The sequence below is a fragment of the Mycobacterium sp. genome (assembly GCF_965230835.1).
Lineage (GTDB): Bacteria > Actinomycetota > Actinomycetes > Mycobacteriales > Mycobacteriaceae > Mycobacterium.
In genome coordinates this window covers 3,960,628-3,983,702 of the sequence record NZ_CBDDLW010000002.1, presented here as the reverse complement: position 1 = coordinate 3,983,702, position 23,075 = coordinate 3,960,628, and the positions used below count along the sequence as shown (strand labels likewise).

General features: G+C 62.9%; 19 protein-coding genes. 7 read left to right on the top strand and 12 right to left on the bottom strand.

Going from position 1 to position 23,075, the window contains the following annotated elements; genetic code table 11:
* Window positions 1-124: 124 nt before the first annotated feature.
* From bla to ACO07W_RS18505, 4 genes are all read right to left on the bottom strand, one after another.
* Window positions 125-1,036 carry a class A beta-lactamase gene (bla, locus tag ACO07W_RS18520; RefSeq protein ID WP_421846096.1) on the bottom strand — a complete coding sequence of 304 codons (912 nt, stop codon included), beginning with the start codon at window positions 1,034-1,036 and terminating at the stop codon, window positions 125-127.
* Between the two features lie 311 nt (window positions 1,037-1,347).
* On the bottom strand, window positions 1,348-2,298 hold the full coding sequence (speB, locus tag ACO07W_RS18515; RefSeq protein ID WP_421845156.1) for an agmatinase: 951 nt from the start codon (window positions 2,296-2,298) through the stop codon (window positions 1,348-1,350).
* 199 nt (window positions 2,299-2,497) lie between these two features.
* The gene (locus tag ACO07W_RS18510) at window positions 2,498-3,772 is read right to left on the bottom strand and encodes an IS256 family transposase (RefSeq protein ID WP_421840071.1); all 1,275 of its coding nucleotides are present in this window, start codon (window positions 3,770-3,772) and stop codon (window positions 2,498-2,500) included.
* Between the two features lie 161 nt (window positions 3,773-3,933).
* Window positions 3,934-4,806, bottom strand: a complete 873-nt coding sequence (locus ACO07W_RS18505) for an MFS transporter (protein ID WP_421846094.1) — start codon at window positions 4,804-4,806, stop codon at window positions 3,934-3,936.
* 73 nt (window positions 4,807-4,879) lie between these two features.
* Between ACO07W_RS18505 and ACO07W_RS18500 the strand changes: the two genes are divergently transcribed.
* Both ACO07W_RS18500 and ACO07W_RS18495 read left to right on the top strand, forming a co-directional pair.
* Window positions 4,880-6,217 carry an IS256 family transposase gene (locus tag ACO07W_RS18500; RefSeq protein WP_421840121.1) on the top strand — a complete coding sequence of 446 codons (1,338 nt, stop codon included), beginning with the start codon at window positions 4,880-4,882 and terminating at the stop codon, window positions 6,215-6,217.
* Window positions 6,218-6,266: 49 nt separating this feature from the next.
* Window positions 6,267-7,073, top strand: coding sequence for an SDR family NAD(P)-dependent oxidoreductase (locus ACO07W_RS18495; RefSeq protein ID WP_421839996.1), 807 nt, complete (start codon window positions 6,267-6,269; stop codon window positions 7,071-7,073).
* Here ACO07W_RS18495 and ACO07W_RS18490 read toward each other — a convergent pair.
* Window positions 7,068-7,616: an MFS transporter gene (locus ACO07W_RS18490; RefSeq protein WP_421845155.1), complete on the bottom strand. Its 549-nt coding sequence runs from the start codon at window positions 7,614-7,616 to the stop codon at window positions 7,068-7,070. The two genes, ACO07W_RS18495 and ACO07W_RS18490, sit on opposite strands and share 6 nt — an antisense overlap.
* Before the next feature lie 210 nt (window positions 7,617-7,826).
* Between ACO07W_RS18490 and ACO07W_RS18485 the strand changes: the two genes are divergently transcribed.
* Together ACO07W_RS18485 and solA are read left to right on the top strand one after the other, a co-directional pair.
* Entirely contained in the window at window positions 7,827-9,101 is a 1,275-nt protein-coding gene (locus ACO07W_RS18485; protein WP_421840071.1) for an IS256 family transposase, read from the top strand.
* Between the two features lie 474 nt (window positions 9,102-9,575).
* Entirely contained in the window at window positions 9,576-10,760 is a 1,185-nt protein-coding gene (gene solA, locus ACO07W_RS18480) for an N-methyl-L-tryptophan oxidase (RefSeq protein ID WP_421845154.1), read from the top strand.
* Window positions 10,761-10,776: 16 nt separating this feature from the next.
* Here solA and ACO07W_RS18475 read toward each other — a convergent pair whose 3' ends face one another.
* The 4 genes from ACO07W_RS18475 to ACO07W_RS18460 form a co-directional block, all read right to left on the bottom strand.
* Window positions 10,777-12,261 carry an MFS transporter gene (locus ACO07W_RS18475; protein ID WP_421845153.1) on the bottom strand — a complete coding sequence of 495 codons (1,485 nt, stop codon included), beginning with the start codon at window positions 12,259-12,261 and terminating at the stop codon, window positions 10,777-10,779.
* A 170-nt stretch (window positions 12,262-12,431) separates the two neighbouring features.
* Window positions 12,432-13,196 carry a hypothetical protein gene (locus ACO07W_RS18470; RefSeq protein ID WP_421845152.1) on the bottom strand — a complete coding sequence of 255 codons (765 nt, stop codon included), beginning with the start codon at window positions 13,194-13,196 and terminating at the stop codon, window positions 12,432-12,434.
* A 301-nt stretch (window positions 13,197-13,497) separates the two neighbouring features.
* The gene (locus ACO07W_RS18465; RefSeq protein WP_421845151.1) at window positions 13,498-14,871 is read right to left on the bottom strand and encodes a metallopeptidase TldD-related protein; all 1,374 of its coding nucleotides are present in this window, start codon (window positions 14,869-14,871) and stop codon (window positions 13,498-13,500) included.
* Window positions 14,868-16,385 carry a TldD/PmbA family protein gene (locus ACO07W_RS18460; protein WP_421845150.1) on the bottom strand — a complete coding sequence of 506 codons (1,518 nt, stop codon included), beginning with the start codon at window positions 16,383-16,385 and terminating at the stop codon, window positions 14,868-14,870. Before ACO07W_RS18460 ends, ACO07W_RS18465 begins: the two co-directional genes overlap by 4 nt.
* Window positions 16,386-16,432: 47 nt before the next feature.
* Between ACO07W_RS18460 and ACO07W_RS18455 the strand changes: the two genes are divergently transcribed.
* Genes ACO07W_RS18455 through ACO07W_RS18445 form a run of 3 tightly spaced genes read left to right on the top strand, consistent with a single transcriptional unit; the run spans window position 16,433 to window position 19,465 of the window.
* Window positions 16,433-17,317, top strand: coding sequence for a carbohydrate ABC transporter permease (locus ACO07W_RS18455; protein ID WP_421845149.1), 885 nt, complete (start codon window positions 16,433-16,435; stop codon window positions 17,315-17,317).
* The gene (locus tag ACO07W_RS18450; protein WP_421845148.1) at window positions 17,304-18,131 is read left to right on the top strand and encodes a carbohydrate ABC transporter permease; all 828 of its coding nucleotides are present in this window, start codon (window positions 17,304-17,306) and stop codon (window positions 18,129-18,131) included. The genes ACO07W_RS18455 and ACO07W_RS18450 overlap by 14 nt, the downstream gene beginning before the upstream one ends.
* Window positions 18,128-19,465: an ABC transporter substrate-binding protein gene (locus tag ACO07W_RS18445; protein WP_421845147.1), complete on the top strand. Its 1,338-nt coding sequence runs from the start codon at window positions 18,128-18,130 to the stop codon at window positions 19,463-19,465. Before ACO07W_RS18450 ends, ACO07W_RS18445 begins: the two co-directional genes overlap by 4 nt.
* Here ACO07W_RS18445 and ACO07W_RS18440 read toward each other — a convergent pair whose 3' ends face one another.
* Genes ACO07W_RS18440 through rocD form a run of 3 tightly spaced genes read right to left on the bottom strand, consistent with a single transcriptional unit; the run spans window position 19,466 to window position 23,075 of the window.
* On the bottom strand, window positions 19,466-20,344 hold the full coding sequence (locus tag ACO07W_RS18440) for a universal stress protein (RefSeq protein ID WP_421845146.1): 879 nt from the start codon (window positions 20,342-20,344) through the stop codon (window positions 19,466-19,468).
* Window positions 20,341-21,804, bottom strand: a complete 1,464-nt coding sequence (locus ACO07W_RS18435; protein ID WP_421845145.1) for an amino acid permease — start codon at window positions 21,802-21,804, stop codon at window positions 20,341-20,343. The genes ACO07W_RS18440 and ACO07W_RS18435 overlap by 4 nt, the downstream gene beginning before the upstream one ends.
* A gap of 29 nt (window positions 21,805-21,833) precedes the next feature.
* On the bottom strand, window positions 21,834-23,075 hold the full coding sequence (gene rocD, locus ACO07W_RS18430) for an ornithine--oxo-acid transaminase (RefSeq protein WP_421846093.1): 1,242 nt from the start codon (window positions 23,073-23,075) through the stop codon (window positions 21,834-21,836).

The window sequence follows — 23,075 nt, the reverse complement described above, 5'->3', positions numbered from 1 at the left end:
GCTACGGACCCATTCATATCGCAGCAGGCCAACCGAGCCAGTCGCACGAAAACGAGGTCTCCTGAAAACGTCTAATCCGCCGCGCGATTCGTAAACTGCCCCGGTGGGAACGTTGCGTTTCGTGCTAATTGGAGCCGGAAAACCAGGCCAGTGCTTGAGCGCTCACTTTCGCGATGAGCGCCCGCATGTTATCGGCCTCGGGATTAGGAGACTGCGACGTCGTCATCACCGCCAGCACCACACTGCGTCCGTTCGGGCCATAGGCGATCCCGATGTCGTTGGTGGTGCCATAACCGGCGCTTCCGGTTTTATCGGCGCTGGTCCAGCCGGCCGGCAACCCAGCTCGCATACTAGAAGCAGAGGTCACATTGCCCAGCATCCAGTCCTTGAGTTGTTGGCGCTGTGGCGGGCCAAGAACATCTCCGCTAATCAGGCTTCGATAACCAGTACCCAGGGCTCGCGGTGTGCTGGTATCGCGCGGATCACCGGGAATGGCCGAGTTCAGCTCGGGTTCCCAGCGGTCCAGCCGGGTTCTGTCGTCACCAATGCTGCGGGCAAATTCGGTGATCACCGATGGTCCGCCGATTGTCTTGAGCAGCAAATTTGCCGCAGTATTGTCGCTGTGTTGCAGGGCAGCCGCAGCAAGCTGAGCCAAGGTCATGGTGGCACCGGCGTGCGGGGCAGTCACCGGTGAATAGTCGACTAACTCCGATGGCTCAATGTAAACCGAATCCTGCAGACTGAGCTCCCCGCGCTCGGCCTTCTGCAGCACCCGCGCCGCAGCATAGGTCTTGAACGTCGAGGCCATCGCAAACGACTCGCCGTCGCGATAACTAAGGGTGCGACCTGTCTGTCCATCGACTGAATACAGACCGATGATCGCGTCGAACTGGCTCTCCAAAGACGCCAGACTCACGCGGACCGACTGCCCCTGGTCCACCGGGCCCGGCGACGCTTGGGCCAGCCCGCCCCAACCCACCGCGACTGCCAGAACCAAAGCACCGACGAACGGGTAACGGCACATCAGTCCACCCACTCGCACCACCAGTACTCCTCCCTGGCGCCCGCAGTGCAGACCGCGCAACCATCCAAAACGCGTTGGTCCTTGTTGCACCGCTCACCAATCCACCAGAGCCCCGGAAAACGCCCCAGGCCGCTGACACACCGGGCCAGCGGACCTGGAAGTGAACTCAAACTTGTTGATCCACAGGTCTTGACGGTATCCCACGCCTACGGTCGGCGTCGATCTACGGTCCAATGATGAGCAACCATCGGTCGGTCTATGCAGCACCATTTGAGCTGCGGCCGGGCAGTACAGAGCGGACCAGTTCTTGCCCCACCGACGCGCTATGTGCCCACCCCCTCAACGTTGCCCGCCATTAGGCACACCAGCTCGTAGATGATGTTGGCTGCCGCAATACCGGTGAGTTGCGCGTGATCGTAGGCGGGTGCCACCTCGACGACATCGACGCCCACGATCTGATAAGACGCGAGTTGCCGCAGGAACGTCAACAATTCACGGCTGGTAAGGCCACCTATCTCTGGCGTGCCGGTACCGGGGGCGTGCGCAGGGTCGAGCACGTCGATGTCAACCGAAACATAGATCGGTCGCTGCGCGAGCCGCGCGTGCATCCGCTCTAAAGCCGCTGACATGCCATCAATCTCGATTTGAGGGCAGGTGATCCTCGCGAATCCGAGTGCGGTGTCGTCGACTAGGTCAGATCCCGCGTAAAGCGGTCCGCGGATGCCGACGTGGAGGGATGCCTCGCGGTCGATCAACCCCTCCTCGGAAGCCCTGCGAAACGGCGTGCCATGGGTGTAGGCGGCACCGAAATAGGAATCCCACGTGTCGAGATGCGCGTCGAAATGTACTACCGCGATCGGGCCGTGCCTGCGGTGCAGCGCCCGCAGCATTGGCAACGCGACGGTGTGGTCGCCGCCTATCACCGCGGGACGTGTCCCGGCGCTGGTCAACTCGTCAGCTCGGTACTCGATCGCGGCGATCGCGTCCTCGATGCTAAACGGTGTGCACGCAACGTCCCCGGCGTCGACAACCTGTGTCCTGGCGAACGGAAAAATATCGAGTTCAGCGTTGTAAGGCCTAATCAGCCGCGACGACTCCCGCACATGTGCAGGCCCGAAACGAGCGCCCGGTCGATAGGTCACCGAAGTGTCGAATGGGATCCCCAGCACGGCGATCTGGGCACCACCAACATCCTCTAGCCGGGGCAGACGCCCGTAGGTGGCCAAGCCTGCGTAGCGCGGAACCACCTTCGGATCAACTTGGCCGCGCGGCATTCTCGAAGACGATGCACCGGATTCCACACCCCAATTACGTCACAGTGGACCCGGTGATACAAATCCTACAGCGCGGCGACGCCCGATCAGAGATAGAAATCGCGCACCACGGTGCCGATCAAGAATGCACGCGGCGCACCGATTGGTGGCGTCTTAGGACTGGTGTAAAAACGCTGGGCGCATGTTCCTGGTGGTCATGTTACGCGGCGGTGGTGTCGGTCGTGGTTGTTGTGGTGGGGGGATGCAGTGGGCGGGGTGGCTCGAGCAGTTGGTGGCGTAGTTCTTGGAGGTGGCGGCTGGTCGCTGATGTTTGGGTGACTCCGCGCCAGCCGCGGCTGGCGCGGTCGAGGACGGCCCATACCAGCGACAGACAGCTGGTTTCGCCGGGTAGGCGGCCGATGACCTTGACCCGGCGACGGGATTCTCCGAAGGTGCGTTCGATGAGGTTGGAATGGCGGATGCGTGTCCAGTGTTGGCGGGGGAAGCGCAAATGCACGCTCAGCGAGGCGAAGTCGTTGGCCAGGCAAGCGACCGCGGCTGGGTAGAGCCCGCGGTATGTGGTGGTGAACTCCTCGGCGCGGCGGGTGGCTTCATCCACGGCCTGCTGGCCGGGTGGCTGGTCAATGTCATCGAAGATCGACCAGAACGCGGCTTTGATCTCGTCCTGGACCGCGACAGGTGTCTTGGCGATGACGTTACGGCAGCGATGGATCAGACACCGCTGACGCAGGCTTGCCGGAAACGTGGTCTCCCATGCGGCGATCAGGCCCGGCGCCCCGTCGGAGATGCCCAGTAGCGGCGGGCGTAGTCCCCGGTTCCTCAGGTCAGCCAAGAAGTCGGCCCACGCATCAGCCGACTCCGCTGCGGCTGGGGCCAGCCCAATAAACAGGGGCTTGCCGTCGGTGCAGATGCCCCAGGCGGCCAGCACCGGCTCGGCCGGGGCGTTGGGATGCATCCGAAAGTTCGAGGCATCCAAGAACAGGTAGTCCAACACCAGCTCATCAAGGCGTCGAGACGACCACGCAGCGAACTCGTCTTTGATGGCCGCACAAATCCGGCTCACCGTCGAGCGCGACAACGCCGCCTGCGAGCCCAGCACCTCGGCCAACGCGGCCTCGATGTCGCGATCCGACAAACCGCGCACCCATCCCGAAATCACCAACGCCTCCAGAGCGTGGGTGCGCGTCACCCCGGCACCGAATAGCCGCGAACAGAACCGCTCGTCGGTGTCGCGTAGTTTCGGGCGGCATAATTCGACCGAGCCCATCGTGGTCTTCACCGTCGCCGGCGGTTGATACCCATTGCGGTACCCGCCCGGGCCGTCCTGAACCCGACGCTGGTGACGGGCTCGGCCCAACACTGCTTCTACCTCGGCCTCCACGGCGACCTGAAACACCAGACGCACCGATAACCGCCCGACCTCCTCCAAAATCTCGGTCAACGGCCGCTCGGTCGCGGCGAACAACTGATCCATCTCAACACGCACACGCTCAATCGGCGATACTCGCTTGGTCACGGGCGTAGCCCCTCCTTCATAGCTTTCGTCGGTTGCGACGGAACCTACGCCCGTGACCATTTACACCAGCGATGAGACGCGACCCACCGATTCGCCGACCATCGCGCAGGCACGTCGGCTCACATCTCACGCAGCGGCTGCCTACTAGTCTCCGGTGAGAGCAGCACCGCCACGGCTGAGACGGCTGCGGCGCCGAGCAGGAGATAGGCCGGCACGATTTGGTCGCCGGTGGACGAGATGAAGGCGACGGCGATGAGCGGCGCGGTTGCACCAAACAAGGCGTTGGCGGCGTTGAAGCTGACCGCGAAACCACTGTAGCGAACGCGGGTGGGGAATAGCTCAGCCAAAAAGCTAGGCAGCGTGCCGTCGTTGAGACTCAAAACCGCGCCCAGGATGACCTCAACAACGACGATCAGGGCGAAGCTGGTGGTGTCCAGCAGCATGAACGCCGGCACCGATAGCACGATAAAAAGCGCCGAGGAACTCAATAGCATCGTCCTGCGGCCGAACCGATCCGAGGCCAGTCCAGTGACGAAGATGAGACCAATGTAGGTAAGCAGGGCAATCGTGCTGGCTAAAAACGACTCGGTATCACCCAGACCAAGTTCCTCCGAAAGATAGATCGGCATGAAATTCAGCAGCACGTAGAAGCCGACAGCGTTGGTTACAGTTGCCCCCACTGCCAGCAACAACGGCTGCCAGTGCTGCGTGAAAATGGTGCGTAGCGGCGTATTGGACACTGCGTGGTCTAATTCCAAAGTCCGGAATGCCGGGGTGTCCTCGAGTCGTCGCCGAATATAGCGGCCAATCAAGCCCATGGGCGCGGCGAGAAGGAACGGCAGTCGCCAGCCCCATGAATGCATCTGGGCATCCGACAGCACTCCGGTCAGTGCGGCGGCCAAAAGAGACCCCAGTAGCAGGCCTGAAGCACTGCTCGCCGGAACCACTGCGGCATAGAGTCCCCGCCGGCCCTGCGGGGTCGTGTCCGGGATCCGGTGTAAATAGGGAGCACGCGCGTAGGTTCCGCTTCACGACCTGCAAGTCTGCGAAGAAGGAGTCACGCCCGTGCCTGTCCGCGTATCAGCGACCGACCGTATCCGCACCAAAATCGACGCCCTGTTCGCCGAGGATCGGGAACTGCCTGAAATCCTTGAAGAAATCGCCCGCCTCGGCGCCCAGCTACTGATGCAGGCGGCCCTGGAGGCTGAGGTCACCGAGTTCCTCGGTCGTGAACGCTACCAACGTACCGCCGCCTGTGCCGACGCTAACGGCGGTTCGCGCAACGGATATCGGCCGGTGACCATCAAGACCACCACAGGTGCGGTCACCTTGGAGCGGCCGAAACTGCGTGGCACCATGCAAGCGTTCGCCTCTCGGCTGTTCGGTAAGCATGTGACGAAAACCAACGCCCTGGAAACGCTGGTGATCGCCTCGTTCATCCGCGGCCTGTCCGTCCGGGATGTCAAGGCCACCCTCGCTGAAGCGCTCGGCGATCAGGCGGCGATCTCCAAGTCCGCGGTTTCGGAAGTCTGTAAGGCGATCCGGGCCGAATACCAGGCGTGGGCTCGTCGCCCACTCGGTGAGATCGCTCTGGACTACCTGTTTTTGGACGCCAGTTTCTTTCGGATGCATCCCGGGTCGCCGGCCGAGCCTGTGCTCGCCGCCTGGGGCGTCACCACCGAGGGCAAACCCGTGTTCGTCGGATTGTCACCCGGGACCGGAGAGTCCACCGACGCGTGGTCCGACTTCCTGACCGACCTGCGCGAACGCGGTCTTGCCACTCCGCTGCTGATCGTCTCTGACGGCGCCAAGGGACTGATCGCAGCCATCGAACAAATCTACCCAAAAGCGTTGCGCCAGAGATGTCTTATTCATCGCCTTCGCAACGTGCTTGCGAAGATCCCCACCGGGATGCAAGTCGAGGTCCGTGACGGATACTGGGCGATTTTTGATACCACCGGCCTGGGTATCGAGCCGGGACCGCAGCTGGTTGAGATCGTCGACAAGCGGATCGAGGCGTTCGCCGCTAAATACTCCGACCTCTACCCGGCGGCTATGCGGATCCTGCTCACCGACAAAGCAGGGCTGACCGCCTATCTGCGGTTTCCGGTTGAACACCATGGCCGCGTTCGGCACTCAAATTTCATTGAGCGCTCCTTTGGAGAAACTAAGCGACGGACCAAGGTCATTGGCCGATTCCCCGGCGAGACCAGCGCCATCAGCCTGGTGTGGGCCGTGCTCGACCGCGCCTCGGCCGGTTGGCGCGGCCTCACCATGACACCGGTCGGCACCCGACTGCTGCAAGACCTACGCCGATCCCTGCTCGACTCACCCCGCCAACTGCGACCGCCTCAAAGTCAAGCACCTACCGGCCAGGCAGATCCCGTCTCCGCCACGGCGTAGCGAGGCGCACGCACGCGTGACGACGCCCACCCGGTCCCAGTAAGGGGAGGTGAGGGAAACCGTTTGCCACGGCGGCGTGGCCGTGGTCGATAGCCTGCACAATGTGGATCTGAATGGGATGACAGCGGTGGTGACCGGCGCAGCTAGTGGCATCGGGCGCGCGTTGGCGCATGCACTGGCCGACCGTGGAGCCAACCTCGTGCTCGCCGACATCGACACCGTCACATTGAGCGAAGTTTCGCAGTCACTGGGGGCACAAGCGGTTCCCACTGACGTTGCCATGCCGGATGCGGTCGAATCGCTCGCTGAAGCCGCCGGCGACGCCCGGGTCGTGTGCCTGAACGCCGGAATCACCGGTAGGAGCTTTGGTGCTCCGTGGGAAGTGGCCGCTCCTGACTGGAACAGGGTGTTCGCGGTCAACGTCGGTGGCGTTGTCAACGGCTTGCGTGCGTTCGTACCCAGACTGCTGGCCGCGAACCAGCCCGCGCACATCCTGATCACCGGCTCATTGGCTGGGGTGCTGACCTTTCCCAGCGGCGGCGCTTACGGACCCTCCAAGCACGCCGTCGTGGCCGTGGCCGAACACACCGCGCTGGCACTGGCCGACACGCCGATCGGCGTGAGCATGATCTGCCCCGCCCTGGTCTCGACAGGCATGTCCACCGACGGCATCGACCCCGCCGAGGTCGCTGCACAGGCGCTGGCCACTATCGACCGCGGAATCTTCGCTGCGGTCCCACCCGACTGGCAGCGCACCCTCATCACCGCGGCATCGCGTCGCGCCACTGGTCAGCGTCCCGAATCGCCTGCGGTCGCCACCTCGACCACGCAGAAACAACCACCAGCGCCCTCATAGCCCAAACATCGCCGGCGCACGAACCACGACCGGCCCGTACAACCCCCAACCCGCGAATCGACCTGCCGCCGAACCAGACGCCCGTATGCTAACAGCGGAGCGAAACTGGCCCTGCCTTTTACACCGGCATCTGGACGCAGCCCCCTGCGGGGCATACTCGGCGAGAAACGATGATGCTCCTGCATATTCGCCGGACGCCGAGAAACCTTGCACGGCCCGCACGATAAACAACAGGACAGGGGCGAACACACCAACCACGGCGTAGCTCGGCAGGAAAGAGATGCAGAACGTGGCTAGCGACATGACCAGAATGGACAGTGACAGTGCGGCCCTGCGCCCAAACTTGTCGCCGATGTAACCCCAGAAGACGCTGCCAACCGGCCGGACAACGAACGAAATGAGAAATATCGCATAAGTCAGAATCAACCCGGTGGTCTGGTCGGATCCTGGAAAAAACACGCGCGAAACGGTCGCGGACAGATAGCCGTACGCGGCGTAATCGAACCACTCCACGAAGTTGCCGACGAAGGTAGCGCTTACCACTCGCCGACGGATAGACGAGTTTAGCGATTCCGGCGCGGAACAGGAAAGTTCGAACGATAAAGCGGTGGGCAAGCGTTGGGACATGGTCGCGTCTCATCGCTGGTGTAAATGGTCACGGGCGTAGGTTCCGTCGCAACCGACGAAAGCTATGAAGGAGGGGCTACGCCCGTGACCAAGCGAGTATCGCCGATTGAGCGTGTGCGTGTTGAGATGGATCAGTTGTTCGCCGCGACCGAGCGGCCGTTGACCGAGATTTTGGAGGAGGTCGGGCGGTTATCGGTGCGTCTGGTGTTTCAGGTCGCCGTGGAGGCCGAGGTAGAAGCAGTGTTGGGCCGAGCCCGTCACCAGCGTCGGGTTCAGGACGGCCCGGGCGGGTACCGCAATGGGTATCAACCGCCGGCGACGGTGAAGACCACGATGGGCTCGGTCGAATTATGCCGCCCGAAACTACGCGACACCGACGAGCGGTTCTGTTCGCGGCTATTCGGTGCCGGGGTGACGCGCACCCACGCTCTGGAGGCGTTGGTGATTTCGGGATGGGTGCGCGGTTTGTCGGATCGCGACATCGAGGCCGCGTTGGCCGAGGTGCTGGGCTCGCAGGCGGCGTTGTCGCGCTCGACGGTGAGCCGGATTTGTGCGGCCATCAAAGACGAGTTCGCTGCGTGGTCGTCTCGACGCCTTGATGAGCTGGTGTTGGACTACCTGTTCTTGGATGCCTCGAACTTTCGGATGCATCCCAACGCCCCGGCCGAGCCGGTGCTGGCCGCCTGGGGCATCTGCACCGACGGCAAGCCCCTGTTTATTGGGCTGGCCCCAGCCGCAGCGGAGTCGGCTGATGCGTGGGCCGACTTCTTGGCTGACCTGAGGAACCGGGGACTACGCCCGCCGCTACTGGGCATCTCCGACGGGGCGCCGGGCCTGATCGCCGCATGGGAGACCACGTTTCCGGCAAGCCTGCGTCAGCGGTGTCTGATCCATCGCTGCCGTAACGTCATCGCCAAGACACCTGTCGCGGTCCAGGACGAGATCAAAGCCGCGTTCTGGTCGATCTTCGATGACATTGACCAGCCACCCGGCCAGCAGGCCGTGGATGAAGCCACCCGCCGCGCCGAGGAGTTCACCACCACATACCGCGGGCTCTACCCAGCCGCGGTCGCTTGCCTGGCCAACGACTTCGCCTCGCTGAGCGTGCATTTGCGCTTCCCCCGCCAACACTGGACACGCATCCGCCATTCCAACCTCATCGAACGCACCTTCGGAGAATCCCGTCGCCGGGTCAAGGTCATCGGCCGCCTACCCGGCGAAACCAGCTGTCTGTCGCTGGTATGGGCCGTCCTCGACCGCGCCAGCCGCGGCTGGCGCGGAGTCACCCAAACATCAGCGACCAGCCGCCACCTCCAAGAACTACGCCACCAACTGCTCGAGCCACCCCGCCCACTGCATCCCCCCACCACAACAACCACGACCGACACCACCGCCGCGTAACATGACCACCAGGAACATGCGCCCAGCGTTTTTACACCAGTCCTAAGACGCCACCTTGGGACATAGCGAGAGGGCTCACCTTCGAATAAGTGTTGCCTGCCCGGATCATCCGCATCGATGCTAACCAGGACCCGCGTAAACCAGTGACGTACTTCTCAGTCGACGAGAACAGACTAACCCGTCTTGGCCAGGGCTTCAGCGCAACGGAGGTGTCACCAACGCCCCCGGCCCCCAGCCCGCAATGAGGAACGGAGCAGGAGCCGCCCGAATATCAAGTGTCGGGGACCAATAGACGAGTCACCAAAATCCGCTGCGGCCATCGCCGTGGATCGGCAAAACACCCGATACGACGGTCGACGGTAGCCGGGTCGGTCGTAGGCTTGACGGCGGTCGCCAACTCGGTGAGCATCTGGGCGGCGCTGACCCGCCCGACCAGGGCGAAGAGGTGAAGATCGACCCCGGGGGTGAGAGCCGATGACCACAGTGCCAACGAACTACGACGTCATCGTCATCGGTCTCGGTGGTATGGGCAGTTCGGCCGCGTATCACATCGCCGCTCGCGGGCAGCGGGTGTTGGGTCTGGACAGACACCAACGCGCCCACGACAAGGGATCCAGCCACGGCGGGTCGCGGATCATCCGGCAGGCCTATTTCGAAGATCCCGCCTACGTGCCATTGCTGCTGCGGGCCTACGAGCTCTGGGAGAAGCTTGCTCACGACACTAGCTGGGAGGTGTACCGGCTTACCGGCGGGCTGTTCATCGGGCCACCGGACTGCCCGCTGGTGGCCGGCAGCCTGTGTTCCAGCATTCAGTGGGCGTTGCCGCACGAGGTGCTTGATGCCAACGAAATCACCTCCCGTTTCCCAAATTTCACCCCAAATCCGGCTGACGTTGCAGTGTACGAGGCGAAAGCCGGCTTCGCTCGACCGGAGATGACGGTGCGCGCGCATCTAGGTTTGGCCGAAAAGGCGGGAGCGGCGCTGCAATTCAGTGAGCCAGTGCTGGCATGGAGCGCAACCGACGCAGGCGTGCGGGTTACCACGACCCATGACACCTACACGGCCGGACAGTTGGTGATCTGCCCGGGAGCCTGGGCACCGCAGGTGCTGAGCGGACTCGGTGCCTCGATCATCGTCGAGCGCCAGGTGACGTATTGGCTGGAACCGGTCGGAACTGGCGCCGCGTTCGAAGACCATCCACTTTTTATCAACGAGAACACTTCGGGGACAAGGATCTACGGTCTCCCAGCAATCGACGGGCCTACCGGTGGTGTCAAAGTCGGCTTTCATTGCAGGAGCAGCACCTGCACCCCCGACACCATCGACCGAGTCGTCTACCCCGAGGAGATTAGGGCGATGCAACAGCGCGTCGGTGAACTGTTGCCCACGTTGACCGGCCCATGTCTGCGAGCGACCACCTGCATGTACTCCATGACCCCCGACGAACACTTCGTCATCGCCCGCCACCCACAACACGCTAACGTGAGCGCCGCGTGCGGGTTCTCCGGACACGGCTTCAAGTTCGTCCCGGTGGTCGGCGAGATCCTCGCCGACCTGACCATTGACGGCTTCACCAGACACCCCATCTCGCTATTCGACCCGTGCAGGTTCGCTCGCCAAACGACCGCTGAACCTGCGTCCGAAGATGGGCGTAGATAGGCGGCGCTGATCCGGGCTATGGCTTTGCCATCGCTTTTTTCCGCATCCGTTGGTACTCATCCGACAAAACCGGAACAGCCTTTTTGTACCCGAGATGATCTAGGTGGACCCGGTAGGTCTCTCGGGCACTGATTGCTGCGATCGCGGCCAGGCAGCTCAGCCCCAGGGTGATGCTGCCCACGACCCAGATCACGTCGGCTTTGATCGCCTCGGCCGCGGCCTGGCATGTTCGGCTGGACGGCAGCACATGATCTGCGACGAACGTGTGGTTCTCTACGCAGCTGCTGGGAGTTGGACCGACAAGCGCCGCGTAGATGCTCGGGAGAAATGCGGTAATCAGTGTGCCCAAGTTCTGCGCGACGGCGAACCCCGTGACACGGGTCTTGGTTGGGAACAACTCTTGGTAGAAGGCAGGGAAGACCGCGTTGTAACCCTGGTACACGATTCCCCACATCAGGATGGCAATGAGGAAGGTCATCAAGAAATTGCGGTCGCTAACAAAGTACAAGTACACATAGCCGAGCGCCCCAGAACCCAGGCAGCCCCCAACAATCACCGGCCGGCGCCCCACGCGGTCGGCCAGATTGGCCACGTAAGGGATGATAAGAACGGCAACGACGTTGCCGGACAAGGCTATCCACAGGTAGTTTCCCGCCGTCAGCTCGACGCCGTAGGCTGGGTTGGTCGCGTATGTCGCCCCGAAGATGGTCACGGTGGTGGGTATGGCGTTCATCAGCGCCATACCCACCACCCGCAGCATGTCAATGCCATTCTCCTTGACAACCAGAAGGATTGGCGCGGCGGACGTGGCGTGCTGCTCTGCATGTTTTGCGAACGCCGGAGTCTCGCTGACGCTGCGGCGAATAATGTAGCCGACCACGACAACGAAGCCACTGAGCAAGAAGGGGATTCGCCAGCCCCAGCTTAGGAATTCCGGTTCCGCTAAAGCCCAGGCCAGCGGCAGGAAAGCCGCCGCAGCGATGATCTGCCCGGCCTGTACCCCCTGCAGGGCAAAGCTGGCGAAGTACGCCCTTCGGCCAAAGGGCGCGTGTTCGAGAATCATCGCACTGGCACCCGAGATCTCACCCCCTACCGCGAACCCCTGCACTAGCCGCAGAACGACCAGCAGGACCGGCGCCCAGATTCCGACGGCGTCATAGGTTGGTAGCGCCGCAACCGACAACGTCGACAAACCCATGAGCAGCATGGACGCGATCAGAGCGGACCTGCGCCCGCGCGTATCGCCCCAATGACCGAGTAAGAACGCACCGACCGGTCGCGCGATATAGCCGACTCCGAACGTCGCGAATGAGGCGACAATCCCAACCCGGGGGTTATCAGATGGAAAGAAGACGCTGGGAAAAGCCAGCGCTGCGGCCTGCGCATATATAAAGAAGTCGTAGTACTCGAGCGCACTGCCGATCCAACCACTCGCGGCAGCCTTCTTCGGTGTCTTTGTGTGTGTCTGTGGTGTATGTGACTTCGCTGGGTGAAGAATCACTGGTGTCTCACGAGCGGCGTAAACGGTTTGGCCCCATGGTGCTGATGGCGATGCTACGCGGCGAGCGCGGCGCCGGTGGTCGCGGTCATCGGGTGACCCACGCCGGCCGGTGACCTCCAACTACCAGCCGCCACCGCCGCAACACAGTGCCTCAGCCGGCTCAGCACGTATCAATACAGGTACACCACCGCGCCGTCACCGCCCGTACACGTGACCAATCGCCCATCCGCGGCGCAGGCCATCGTGTACGACTGCCCTGTCACCGGGCTCACTGCCTGCACCTGCCGAGGTGTCGGGCTGGGCGGTCCGCTGGCCCCGTAGGCGATCCGTACTTGTTCGGCAAAGGCGCAGGAGGTGCCCGATGTCCCGGCTGCCGATTGGGTGAAGCCCCCCACAGGACCGGTTTCGCCCGGACACAGCTGAGCATCCGGGGGAAGCGCTGCGGTCGTGGCTGCCGTATCTGGGGTCGTCGTAATCGTCATAGTCGTCGTGCTCGTTGCGGTGATGGCCGCAGACTCCAGGGTCCACGGCGGACAGGAGTCGGTGGCGAATGCGACATCCGTCGGCGCAATCTGCACCACCTGCAGCCCTGGCCCGGAGCCGTTCGAAATGATGTCGGAAGAACCTCCATCGAGCCCGCTGAGCCGCCACCAACGGCAGGATCGCCCAGCTTCGGACCGATACGTACCCGGCTGGATTTCCGTTCCGACCTGGTAGGTGCCGTCGCCGGCAATGGTGCTGACTGGTTCCGCGGGTTCCGAAGACGGCGGAATCGATACCGTCGTCCCAGGGTAGATCGGCGGCAGCCGCGACCCTTCGCTACTACGAAGCGGACGGGACGGCACGGCTGGCTTGCCGCCGGTTCCCAGGCAAGCACTGAGCGTGCCGGCCACCAGCGCAGCCACGGCAACGGCGAAAGCTGCTCTACCCGCCATGGCCCCCCGTTAGGCTGCTGCGATCTGGTTTGGCCTGCTCACGGTACCGCGATTGAGGCGAGTGCAACACACATACCCTGGGGCGTCGAGCGACGCGGCACGCTCGTTGTTGGCGCTGCGGCTAGATCAGCCACACGGCATCTGGACGCGCACCTCGACGACGTCATCGGCGACGAGGTGCGCAGGTGTCTAAATTAACGCATCGGCACAACCCGCGGCGGCTTTTCTGGTGTCGTCGCGCACCACCGAACTTCTGAAGCGCTCCGGGCGGTCCACCCGGCTCGAACCGCTTGCGAATCAGCTAGTGCGCGGCGCTCACCGACGACATGTGGAAATCCGGTATCCGCAGCGATGGCATCGCCGCCCGAGTGACCCAATCGCCCCATTCCCGCGGCAGCGTCGTCTCACTGATACCGGCCTGAGTTGCCCGACGCAGCAGGTCCAGCGGGCTTTCGTTGAAACGGAAGTTGTTGACCGCACCAGTCACCTCGCCATCTTCAATGAGATAGACGCCGTCGCGAGTCAGCCCGGTCAGCAGCAGCGTGGTGGGGTCCACCTCTCGGATGTACCACAGTGTGGTCAGCAGCAGACCACGCTCGGTGGCCGCGACCATGCCGGCGAGATCGATCGACCCACCGGTCATTACGAGGTTGTCGGCAGCAACCGCAACCGGGGCGTCGAATCTGGCAGCTGAGGCCCGCGGATAGGCCAGCGCGTTGATCACCCCGTCGCGGATCCAGTCCACCTGACCGATATCCATCCCGTTGTCGAATATCGACGCAATCTCTGAGGAATTGTTCACCGCGACGAAGGGCGTGCACGCCAAGCCCGGCGCCCCGGGGTCAGAAAACAGAGTCAGTGGCAGGTTGGTGAGCCGTTCCCCCACTCTCGTACCACCCCCGGGCGCCGAGAATGCGGTCCGCCCTTCCTGCGCACCGCGGCCGGCCATTGACCATCCCAGGTAGATCATCATGTCGGCCACTGTCGACGGCGGCATGATCGTCTCGTACCGCCCCGCAGGCAATTCGACGGTGCGCTTCGCCCAGCCCAATTTCATCGACAGCTCGTCAAGCAGCGAATCAATTGGCACGCCAACGAAGTCCGCGGTCCCCACACCCGCCCAGGCGCTGGCGTCGCCACGTTTGGCATTGATCTCTATCGAGCCCGTGGGCTGGGTGTATCGCCGCCGCAGTCCCGTCGAAGACGCCAGAAAGGTGGTCGAGACACTGTGACGCGCAAAGCCGTACAGCCGGTCGGTACCCCGGAAACCTCGATTCAAACCATCCACGACTCCGGCGAATGCCTCCACCCCAGTGCCGGGTATGGGCGCATCCCAGTCGACCGACTCCCCGACATTACCCAGCAACGGGGCAGTATCGCCGGCTTCTGGCGCAGCGTGAGCCGCTTCTTGCGACGCCGCCACCAGCCCAGGAACTACCGCTGGATCCACTTCCGCGGAAACCACAGTGCCGACGTAGGCGCTATCCCCTTGGCGGACAATCGAAATCACAGTCAGGCTACGACTCACCGCGATTCCGTTGGTGGTCATTGAACTGCCAGCCCAGCGCAGCGACGCCTCCATACGGTCGGTTACCAGCACCATAGTCTCGTCAGCTCGCCCCGCTTTCGCCGCTTCCTCGAGGACGGCATTGACGAGGTGTTGTGGTGTGATCATCGGCCGCCCTCGGTGCGGGTGTTGAGTATGTTGACGCCGCGGAACAACGCCGATGGACAGCCGTGGCTGACCGCGGCGACCTGGCCGGGTTGGGCTTTGCCACAGTTGATCGCCCCACCCAACCGCCAAGTCGACGGACCGCCGACCGCTTCCATCGAATTCCAGAAGTCGGTAGTAGTGGCTTGATACGCAACATCACGCAGCTGACCGAACAGGCGACCGTCTCGGATGCGGTAGAACCGCTGTCCGGTGAACTGAAAGTTGTACCGCTGCATGTCGATTGACCACGACTTGTCGCCGACGACGTAGATGCCGTCAGCGATCCGGCTGATCAAATCGGCCGTGCTGAGGTCTTCGGTTCCAGGCTGCAGCGATACGTTGGCCATCCGCTGTATCGGCACGTGGTGCGCGGAATCGGCATACGAGCATCCGTTGGAACGCTCCTGCCCCAGTCGCGGCGCAAATACCCGGTCGAGCTGGTAGCCAACAAAAATTCCGTCGCGCACCAAATCCCAGCTTTGAGCCGCCACGCCGTCGTCGTCGTAGCCGATGCTGGCCAAGCCGAATTCGGCGGTACGGTCCGCTGTAACATTCATCACCGGCGAGCCGTAACGCATGCTGCCGAGTTTGTCCGGTGTTGCAAATGAAGTCCCGGCGTAGGCGGCTTCGTATCCGATAGCGCGGTCGTATTCGGTCGCATGGCCGATAGACTCGTGGATGGTCAACCACAGGTTAGTCGGGTCAATGACGAGATCCGTGGGGCCCGGCATGACGCTGGGTGCCTTGATCTTCTCGGCCAGCAACGACGGCAGCTCTGCGAGCTCATCGGTCCAATTCCACACCGTATCGCCAGCCACCGCTTCCCAGCCTCGAGCTGTCGGCGGTGCGAGGGTGCGCATCGACTCGAAACTGCCGGCAGCAGCGTCGACCGACATCGCCTCCAGGGACGGCGTCACCCGCACCCGCTGCTGGGTGATCGTTGAGCCGCACGTGTCGGCGTAGAAGGTTTGCTCTTTCACTGAGCTCAGACCGGCCGATGCATGATCGACACCGCCGGCGTCAAGCAACCTTCCTGAGTAATCCTGGAGAACCACGATCTTGTCCGCCACGGGGACACTGAACGGGTCGATCTGGTAGCTCGATACCCACTTTGCATCGGCGTACACGGGCTCGGGCGCCAACGTGACCTTCTCCTTATTCAGTGGCGCCAACGCAGTCGCCACATGCACGGCGCGTCGCGCCGTCGCCGCCGCGGCGTAGGGCGACAGCTCAGCGTGCGAGGCGAATCCCCACGTGCCGGCGACGATCACCCGAACTGCGACACCGATCTCGCGACTGATGACCGCGGTCTCCAACTCACCATCGCGCAGCTGGATGATCTCGGAAATGATGCGATGAATCCGCACGTCGGCGTGGCTTGCGCCGGCGTCGGTAGCCGCCGACAACGCCGCGTCGGCTAACTCGAAGCGCGGCAGATCAAGGAAGTCAGCATCGATCTCCCGATTCAATGTCACGCCTCCACCGTAGCGACCACACCTGCCTGCCCGCTTTAATACCTCTCATGACCGGTGTCGCCGCGGAAAGCAGACCGCGCACCACCGCGCTCGCCTACGCCTTGCTGGCGCCCAGCTTGTTCGGCGTAATCATCTTCTTGTTGTTGCCTATCCTTCTCGTCGTCTGGCTGAGCCTGTATCGATGGGACCTGCTGGGCCCGCTGCATTATGTCGGCCTGACCAACTGGCGATCGGTGCTAACCGATTCGGATTTCGGTGGCTCGCTGATGGTCACAGCGCTGTTCGTGACACTCGTTGTCCCGCTGCAAACGGTGCTCGGTCTGCTGGCGGCATTGATGCTGGCCCGGGGGCTTCCGGGCACCGCTCTGTTCCGTACGCTCTACGTGTTGCCCTGGATCGGCGCGCCGCTGGCGATCGCGGTGATATGGCGCTGGATCTTGGCACCCACCGACGGTGCGGTCAGCACGGTACTCGGACATCGCATCGAGTGGCTCACCAACCCTCATCTCGCGCTGCCGGTCGTTGCGGCTGTCATTGTCTGGACCAACGTCGGCTATGTATCGCTGTTCTTCCTGGCGGGCTTGCTGGCTATCCCCGGCGACATCCACGCAGCGGCTCGTACCGACGGCGCCAACGCTTGGCAGCGATTCTGGCGCATCACATTGCCGATGCTTCGGCCGACCATGTTTTTCGTCCTGGTTACCGGAATCGTCAGTGCCGCACAGATCTTCGATACTGTCTATGCGATGACCGGTGGTGGGCCGGCAGGCAGCACCGACCTGGTGGCCCATCGGATCTACGCCGAAGCCTTCGGTTCGGCGGCAATCGGCCGAGCGGCGGTGATGGCGGTCGTGCTGTTCGCTCTCCTCGCCGGCGCCACCGTTGTTCAGCATCTGTACTTCCGCCGCCGGATCAGCTATGACCTCACCTAGCCGCAACCTATCGAACACCGCGATCTACGCCGGGTTGGTGCTTGGCGCGGTAATCACTCTGGCACCGTTCGCGGTGAGCCTGCTTACGTCATTCACTTCGGCCCACCAGTTCGCGACCGGGACGCCGCTACAGCTGCCACGTCCGCCCACGCTGGCGAACTATGCCAGTCTGGGCGGGTCTGGCTTCAGCCGCGCGGCGGCGGTGACCGCACTGATGACGGCGGTGATCTTAGTGGGCCAGATGACCTTTTCCGTGCTGGCCGGCTACGCGTTCGCGCGGTTGCGATTCCCCGGACGCGACGCGCTATTTTGGGTCTACATCGCAACCTTGATGGTGCCGGCCACGGTGACCGTGATCCCGCTCTACCTGATGATGGCCCAGCTCGGTCTGCGGAACACATTCTGGGCACTGGTGCTGCCATTCATGTTCGGCTCGCCCTACGCTATTTTCTTGCTGCGCGAACACTTTCGTCTCATCCCCGACGACTTGGTCAACGCCGCCCACCTCGACGGCGCCAACACCCTGGACGTCATCGTCCATGTGGTAATTCCGTCCAGCCGGCCGGTTCTGGCCGCGACAGCACTTATCACTGTCGTGTCGCAGTGGAACAATTTCATGTGGCCGCTGGTGATCACCAGCGGCCACAAATGGCGGGTTCTGACAGTCGCCACGGCTGACCTGCAGTCCCGCTTCAACGCGCAGTGGACCTTGGTGATGGCCGCAACCACGATTGCGATCCTGCCGCTGATCGCGCTTTTTGCCGCTTTCCAACGGCGCATCGTCGCCTCGATCGTGGTATCGGGACTCAAGTGACCCCGCCTCGCTTTTCGTCCCTGGCCGCCGCGGCACTGGCGCTGGTCGCGGCGCTGCTCGCAATATCGGCGGTGCTGCTGGACCAAGCCGCAGAACCTCGCGGCGGCAAGATCGTTGTAACGGTGCGGCTGTGGGACGAATCGGTTGCGGCGGCTTACCGGCGATCGTTCGAGGCATTCAACCGCGCACACCCCAGGATCGAGGTGCGCACCAATTTGGTGGCATTTGCGAACTACTTCGACACGTTGCGCACCGACGTCGCCGGAGGCAGCGCCGACGACATCTTCTGGCTATCGAATGCCTACCTCGCTGCCTACGCTGACAGCGGCCGATTGATGAATATCAACGCGGCGCTGGGTCCAGGTGCAGCCTCAGGCTGGGAGCCGGCAGTAGTCGATCAGTTCACCAGATCCGGTGTGATCTGGGGCGTACCGCAGTTAACCGACGCCGGAGTTGCCCTCTTCTACAACTCCGACCTGCTGGCAGCCGCCGGCGTTGATCCCGCTGAGCTTGACACCTTGCGGTGGGGGCACGACGACGCCGACACTTTGCGCCCCATGCTGGCTCGACTCACCGTCGATGCCGACGGACACGTTTCAGGCACAACGGGTTTTGACGCGCAACGGGTTCGCCAGTGGGGATATAACGCCGGCAACGACCCACAAGGCATTTACCTCAACTACATTGGCTCTGCCGGGGGCGTTTTCCAGCGCGACAACCAGTTCGCGTTCGACAATCCACCAGCGGTCGAAGCCTTCGACTATCTCGTCGATCTGATATACAAAGACCATGTTGCCCCGCCGGCCTCAGCCACCAACGACAATGGCGACTTCTCGCGCAACCAGTTTCTAGCCGGCCGGATGGCGCTGTTCCAATCCGGCACGTACAACCTGGCTGCGGTGGCCCGTGACGCCGGCTTCAGCTGGGGCGTGGCGATGATGCCGACCGGCCCCAAGGGCCGGGTGAGTGTTACTAACGGTATTGCTGCAGCAGGTAATTCGGCTTCGCCGCACCCAGAAGCAGTCCGCCAGGTGTTGACCTGGATGGGCAGCACCGGCGGCAACGCCTACTTAGGTCGTGACGGCGTGGCCATCCCCGCTGTGCTCTCGGCCCAGCCGGTCTACTTCGACTACTGGAAAACCAGAGGTGTAGACGTCACCCCGTTTTTCTCGGTCCTGAACAACCCCCACATTTCAGCGCCGGGCGGCGCTGGATTTCCCGCCGGGCAGGCGGCGCTCAAACCATATTTCGACGAAATGTTCCTTGGCCGAGGCGATGTCGCCGCGATCCTCGAACAGGCTCAGGCCGCAGCCAACGCCGCCGCTCATCGCTAGTTATCCGGGCAGCACCAGCACAGGTACCGGGCTGTAACGAATGATCTTGCCACTGTGGGAACCGAGGAAGACCCTGGCGACATCGCCGCGCTGTGATGTTCCTAAGGCCAGGATCTCGCCATCCTGCCAGTCTGTTGCGTCGAGCGCCTGCTGCCAGCCGTTTCCAGTAACTACCTGCAGAACAGCACCGTCATCGACAACATCGTCGATTCGTAGTTTTTCCAACATTTCTCGCGCTTGCGCTGCCCAAGCCTCCAAAACCGAGGTCTCGGCGTGCAGCCCCACTTCCGGTGGATACATGGTCCGGCCGCGCGCCGCGAAGGTGATCACCCGCAACGACACCCCCAGCCGCTTGGCCAGTTCCGAACAGCGCACGACCACGTCAGCCGATTTGGAGGTCGGAGAATAGCCGCAGGTGATCCGCGTCAGCCGGCGAGCCGACGAACGGTATCGACGAGGGCTAAGAACCACCGGCACCGGCGACACATGCAGCAGCAAGTCGGCAGTTGAGCCAATCAGCACCCGCGCGCGCCGTCCGCTTGGGAACGATCCCAACACCAAGACTTCGGCGCTGACTTGGTCGACCACTTCGACCAGTCCACCCGAAACCGACCGATGCGCCCGACTACAGTAAGTGACCTCGATCCCGTCGGCCGCACTGCGCAGGTACCGCCGCGCCTCCTTTGCCGAGTCGGAGGCCAGCTGGTCCGCCCATTGCTGGTACTCGGCGTCTATGCGGGCCAGCGACGGTGTTGCCCACGGCCTCGGCACGATAGTGACCACCGTCAGCGTGGTGTTTAGGGTGCGTGCCGCACGAACCGCCACTTGCAACGCCGACGGCCCCACTCTGCCAACCAGGTATCCAACGACGACGGTCATACCCGCTCCCCCGGCGGGTCGAGCGCCTCAGCATTCAGCGCGCTGCCGTGACGACCCCACACCAGGTAGAGGGTCAGCGCCAGCGCAAGCCATCCGCCGAATGCGACCCACGTGTACCAACTCAGGCTAAAGAGTAGGTAACCGCATGCCAGCACCGAGAGGACGGGCGTGACGGGATACCCGGGCACCCGGAACCCACGAACCAAGTCTGGTTCGCGTACCCGCAGGATGATCACCCCGATCGAAACCACAACGAAAGCAGCGAGCGTGCCGATGGACACCATGTCTGCTAGATGGTTAAGCGGTACCAAAGCAGCCAGAATAGACGCCGCTATCGCGACGATCACGGTGTTGTTCACCGGCGTTATCGTCCGCGGATTCACCGTCGCGAACCGCTTCGGCAACAGCCCGTCGCGACCCATCGCGAACAGGATACGGGTCTGTCCGTACAGGGTGACCAAGGTGACCGTGAAGATCGAGATCACCGCGCCCGCAGCCAGAATAGTGCCGGCCCAGGTGCCGTGCGTGACACGGTCAAGGATGGTTGCGAGTCCGGCTTCGCGCTGATTCTCGAAATGCTGCCACGGCTGGGTGCCTAGCGCGGCCAACGCGACCAGCACGTAGACGCTGGTGACAATCACCAGCGCCGCGATCAATGCGCGCGGAACAGTCTGCTGTGGGTCCTTCACCTCTTCGCCCGCAGTTGCCACCGCATCGAGGCCGATAAAGGAGAAGAAGATTGTGCCCGCCGCCGCTCCGATACCGGCAACACCGAATGGAGCGAAGTCGCTGAAGTGATCGACGTGGTAGGCGCCCAGCGCGATGAACACAAACATGCCCAGCACGCCGAGCTTGATCAACACCATCACCGCATTGACCTTCGCCGACTCACTGACTCCCCTAATCAGCAGCAGCGCACACAAGCCGATGAGAATGATCGCCGGCAAGTTCACATACCCCGGTTGCGAATCCGGCCCCGGGTGCCAGGGCGCCGCCGACAGCGCACGCGGCAGCTGGAATCCGAACAGATTGTCCAGCAGTTTGTTGACGTAGCCGCTCCAACCGACCGCCACTGCAGCGGTGGCTACCCCGTATTCCAGCAGCAAGCAGGCTGCCACGCAGATTGCGGCCGCCTCGCCCAGTGTGGCGTAGGCGTAGGAATATGATGAGCCCGAAATCGGCACCGCAGAAGCCAGCTCGGCGTAGCAGAGCGCCGCGAGCCCGGCTGCGATGCCAGCAATGACGAAGGAAATAACCACGCTGGGACCCGCGTCCGGCACCGCTTCGGACAACACAAAGAAGATCCCGGTACCAATAGTCGAGCCGACCCCGAACATAGTCAGCTCGAACATGCCGAAGCTGCGCCTAAGACGCCTCGCAGCGCCGTCGACCACGGGTCCGCCGCGCACCGGGCGGCGCCGTAGCATCTGCTCTTTCAGGCTGATCGAGGTAGCCGGCAATTGCTCCTCCTGTTAGTGGATCAGGCTGATTATGAGCCTGCCTCACGCAATGCGGCGACGAACTGACTAATTGCCCAGTCAATCTCTTGCTCGGTGATCACCAGCGGTGGCGCGAACCGTAGCGTCGAGCCGTGGGTGTCCTTGACCAACACGCCACGATCGGCCAGCCGCAAGCTCATCTGTTTGCCGGTCGCCAAGGCGGGTTCGATGTCGACGCCAGCCCATAATCCCAGGCCGCGCACTGCCCGCACACCGTCGCCGATCAGTTCGCTCAACCGACCGTGCAAATGGGCACCCAGCTCGGCCGAGCGGACCTGGAATTCTCCGCGCTGCAGTATGGAAACCACCGTTGAGCCGATCGCCGCGGCAAACGGATTGCCGCCGAACGTCGAGCCGTGTTCACCCGGATGCAGCACGGAAAGGATTTCGCGGTCGGCGACCACTGCCGACAACGGAACGACCCCACCGCCGAGGGCCTTGCCGAGCAGGAAGACGTCGGGCACGACACCCCAATGGTCGCAGGCGAATGTGTATCCGGTGCGAGCCAATCCAGACTGGATTTCGTCGGCGATCATCAGCACGTTGTGCTCCCAACACAACGCACGAACGTCCAGCAGGTAGTCGTCTGGTGGGACGATGATGCCGGCCTCGCCTTGTATGGGCTCAAGCAGTATCGCGACAGTGTTGTCGTCGATCGCCCGAGCCAGCGCCACGGTGTCTCCGAACGGCACCGAGCGGAATCCCGGAGTAAACGGGCCGAATCCGCCGCGTGCAGCCGGATCCGAGGAAAAGCTGACAATGCTGATCGTACGGCCATGAAAGTTGTTGTCTGCCACAACAATGTTTGCCTGGTCAGCGGGGATACCCTTAACATCCGCGCCCCATTTGCGAGCGACTTTGAGGGCGCTCTCCACGGCTTCAGCGCCCGTGTTCATCGGCAGCACCATGTCTTTGCCACACAAGTCGGCAAGCGCCGCACAAAATGGCCCGAGCTTGTCGCAGTGGAAGGCGCGGCTCACCAACGTGACGGTGTCGAGTTGAGCGTGCGCCGTCGCGATAATCTCCGGGTTGCGGTGGCCGAAGTTGACCGCCGAATACGCCGCCAGGCAGTCAAGGTAACGCCGGCCGTCGCTATCGGTAATCCACGCTCCATCGGCGGCGGCCGCAACCACCGGCAGCGGCGAGTAGTTCTGTGCCGCATGTTTTTCCACTAGCACGACGGCATTATTGGCGCTTTCCGTGGTGACCGGCGCCGGCCGCGAACCCAGCAT

What these genes read in the sequence shown, in the direction of transcription:
- ACO07W_RS18510 (WP_421840071.1), bottom strand. Translation starts at nt 3,772, where the DNA reads ATGGATCAGTTGTTCGCCGCGACCGAGCGGCCGTTGACCGAGATTTTG.
- ACO07W_RS18440 (WP_421845146.1), bottom strand. Translation starts at nt 20,344, where the DNA reads ATGACCGTCGTCGTTGGATACCTGGTTGGCAGAGTGGGGCCGTCGGCG.
- rocD (WP_421846093.1), bottom strand. Translation starts at nt 23,075, where the DNA reads ATGCTGGGTTCGCGGCCGGCGCCGGTCACCACGGAAAGCGCCAATAAT.
- ACO07W_RS18455 (WP_421845149.1), top strand. Translation starts at nt 16,433, where the DNA reads ATGACCGGTGTCGCCGCGGAAAGCAGACCGCGCACCACCGCGCTCGCC.
- ACO07W_RS18465 (WP_421845151.1), bottom strand. Translation starts at nt 14,871, where the DNA reads ATGATCACACCACAACACCTCGTCAATGCCGTCCTCGAGGAAGCGGCG.
- ACO07W_RS18450 (WP_421845148.1), top strand. Translation starts at nt 17,304, where the DNA reads ATGACCTCACCTAGCCGCAACCTATCGAACACCGCGATCTACGCCGGG.
- ACO07W_RS18470 (WP_421845152.1), bottom strand. Translation starts at nt 13,196, where the DNA reads ATGGCGGGTAGAGCAGCTTTCGCCGTTGCCGTGGCTGCGCTGGTGGCC.
- solA (WP_421845154.1), top strand. Translation starts at nt 9,576, where the DNA reads ATGACCACAGTGCCAACGAACTACGACGTCATCGTCATCGGTCTCGGT.
- speB (WP_421845156.1), bottom strand. Translation starts at nt 2,298, where the DNA reads ATGCCGCGCGGCCAAGTTGATCCGAAGGTGGTTCCGCGCTACGCAGGC.
- ACO07W_RS18485 (WP_421840071.1), top strand. Translation starts at nt 7,827, where the DNA reads ATGGATCAGTTGTTCGCCGCGACCGAGCGGCCGTTGACCGAGATTTTG.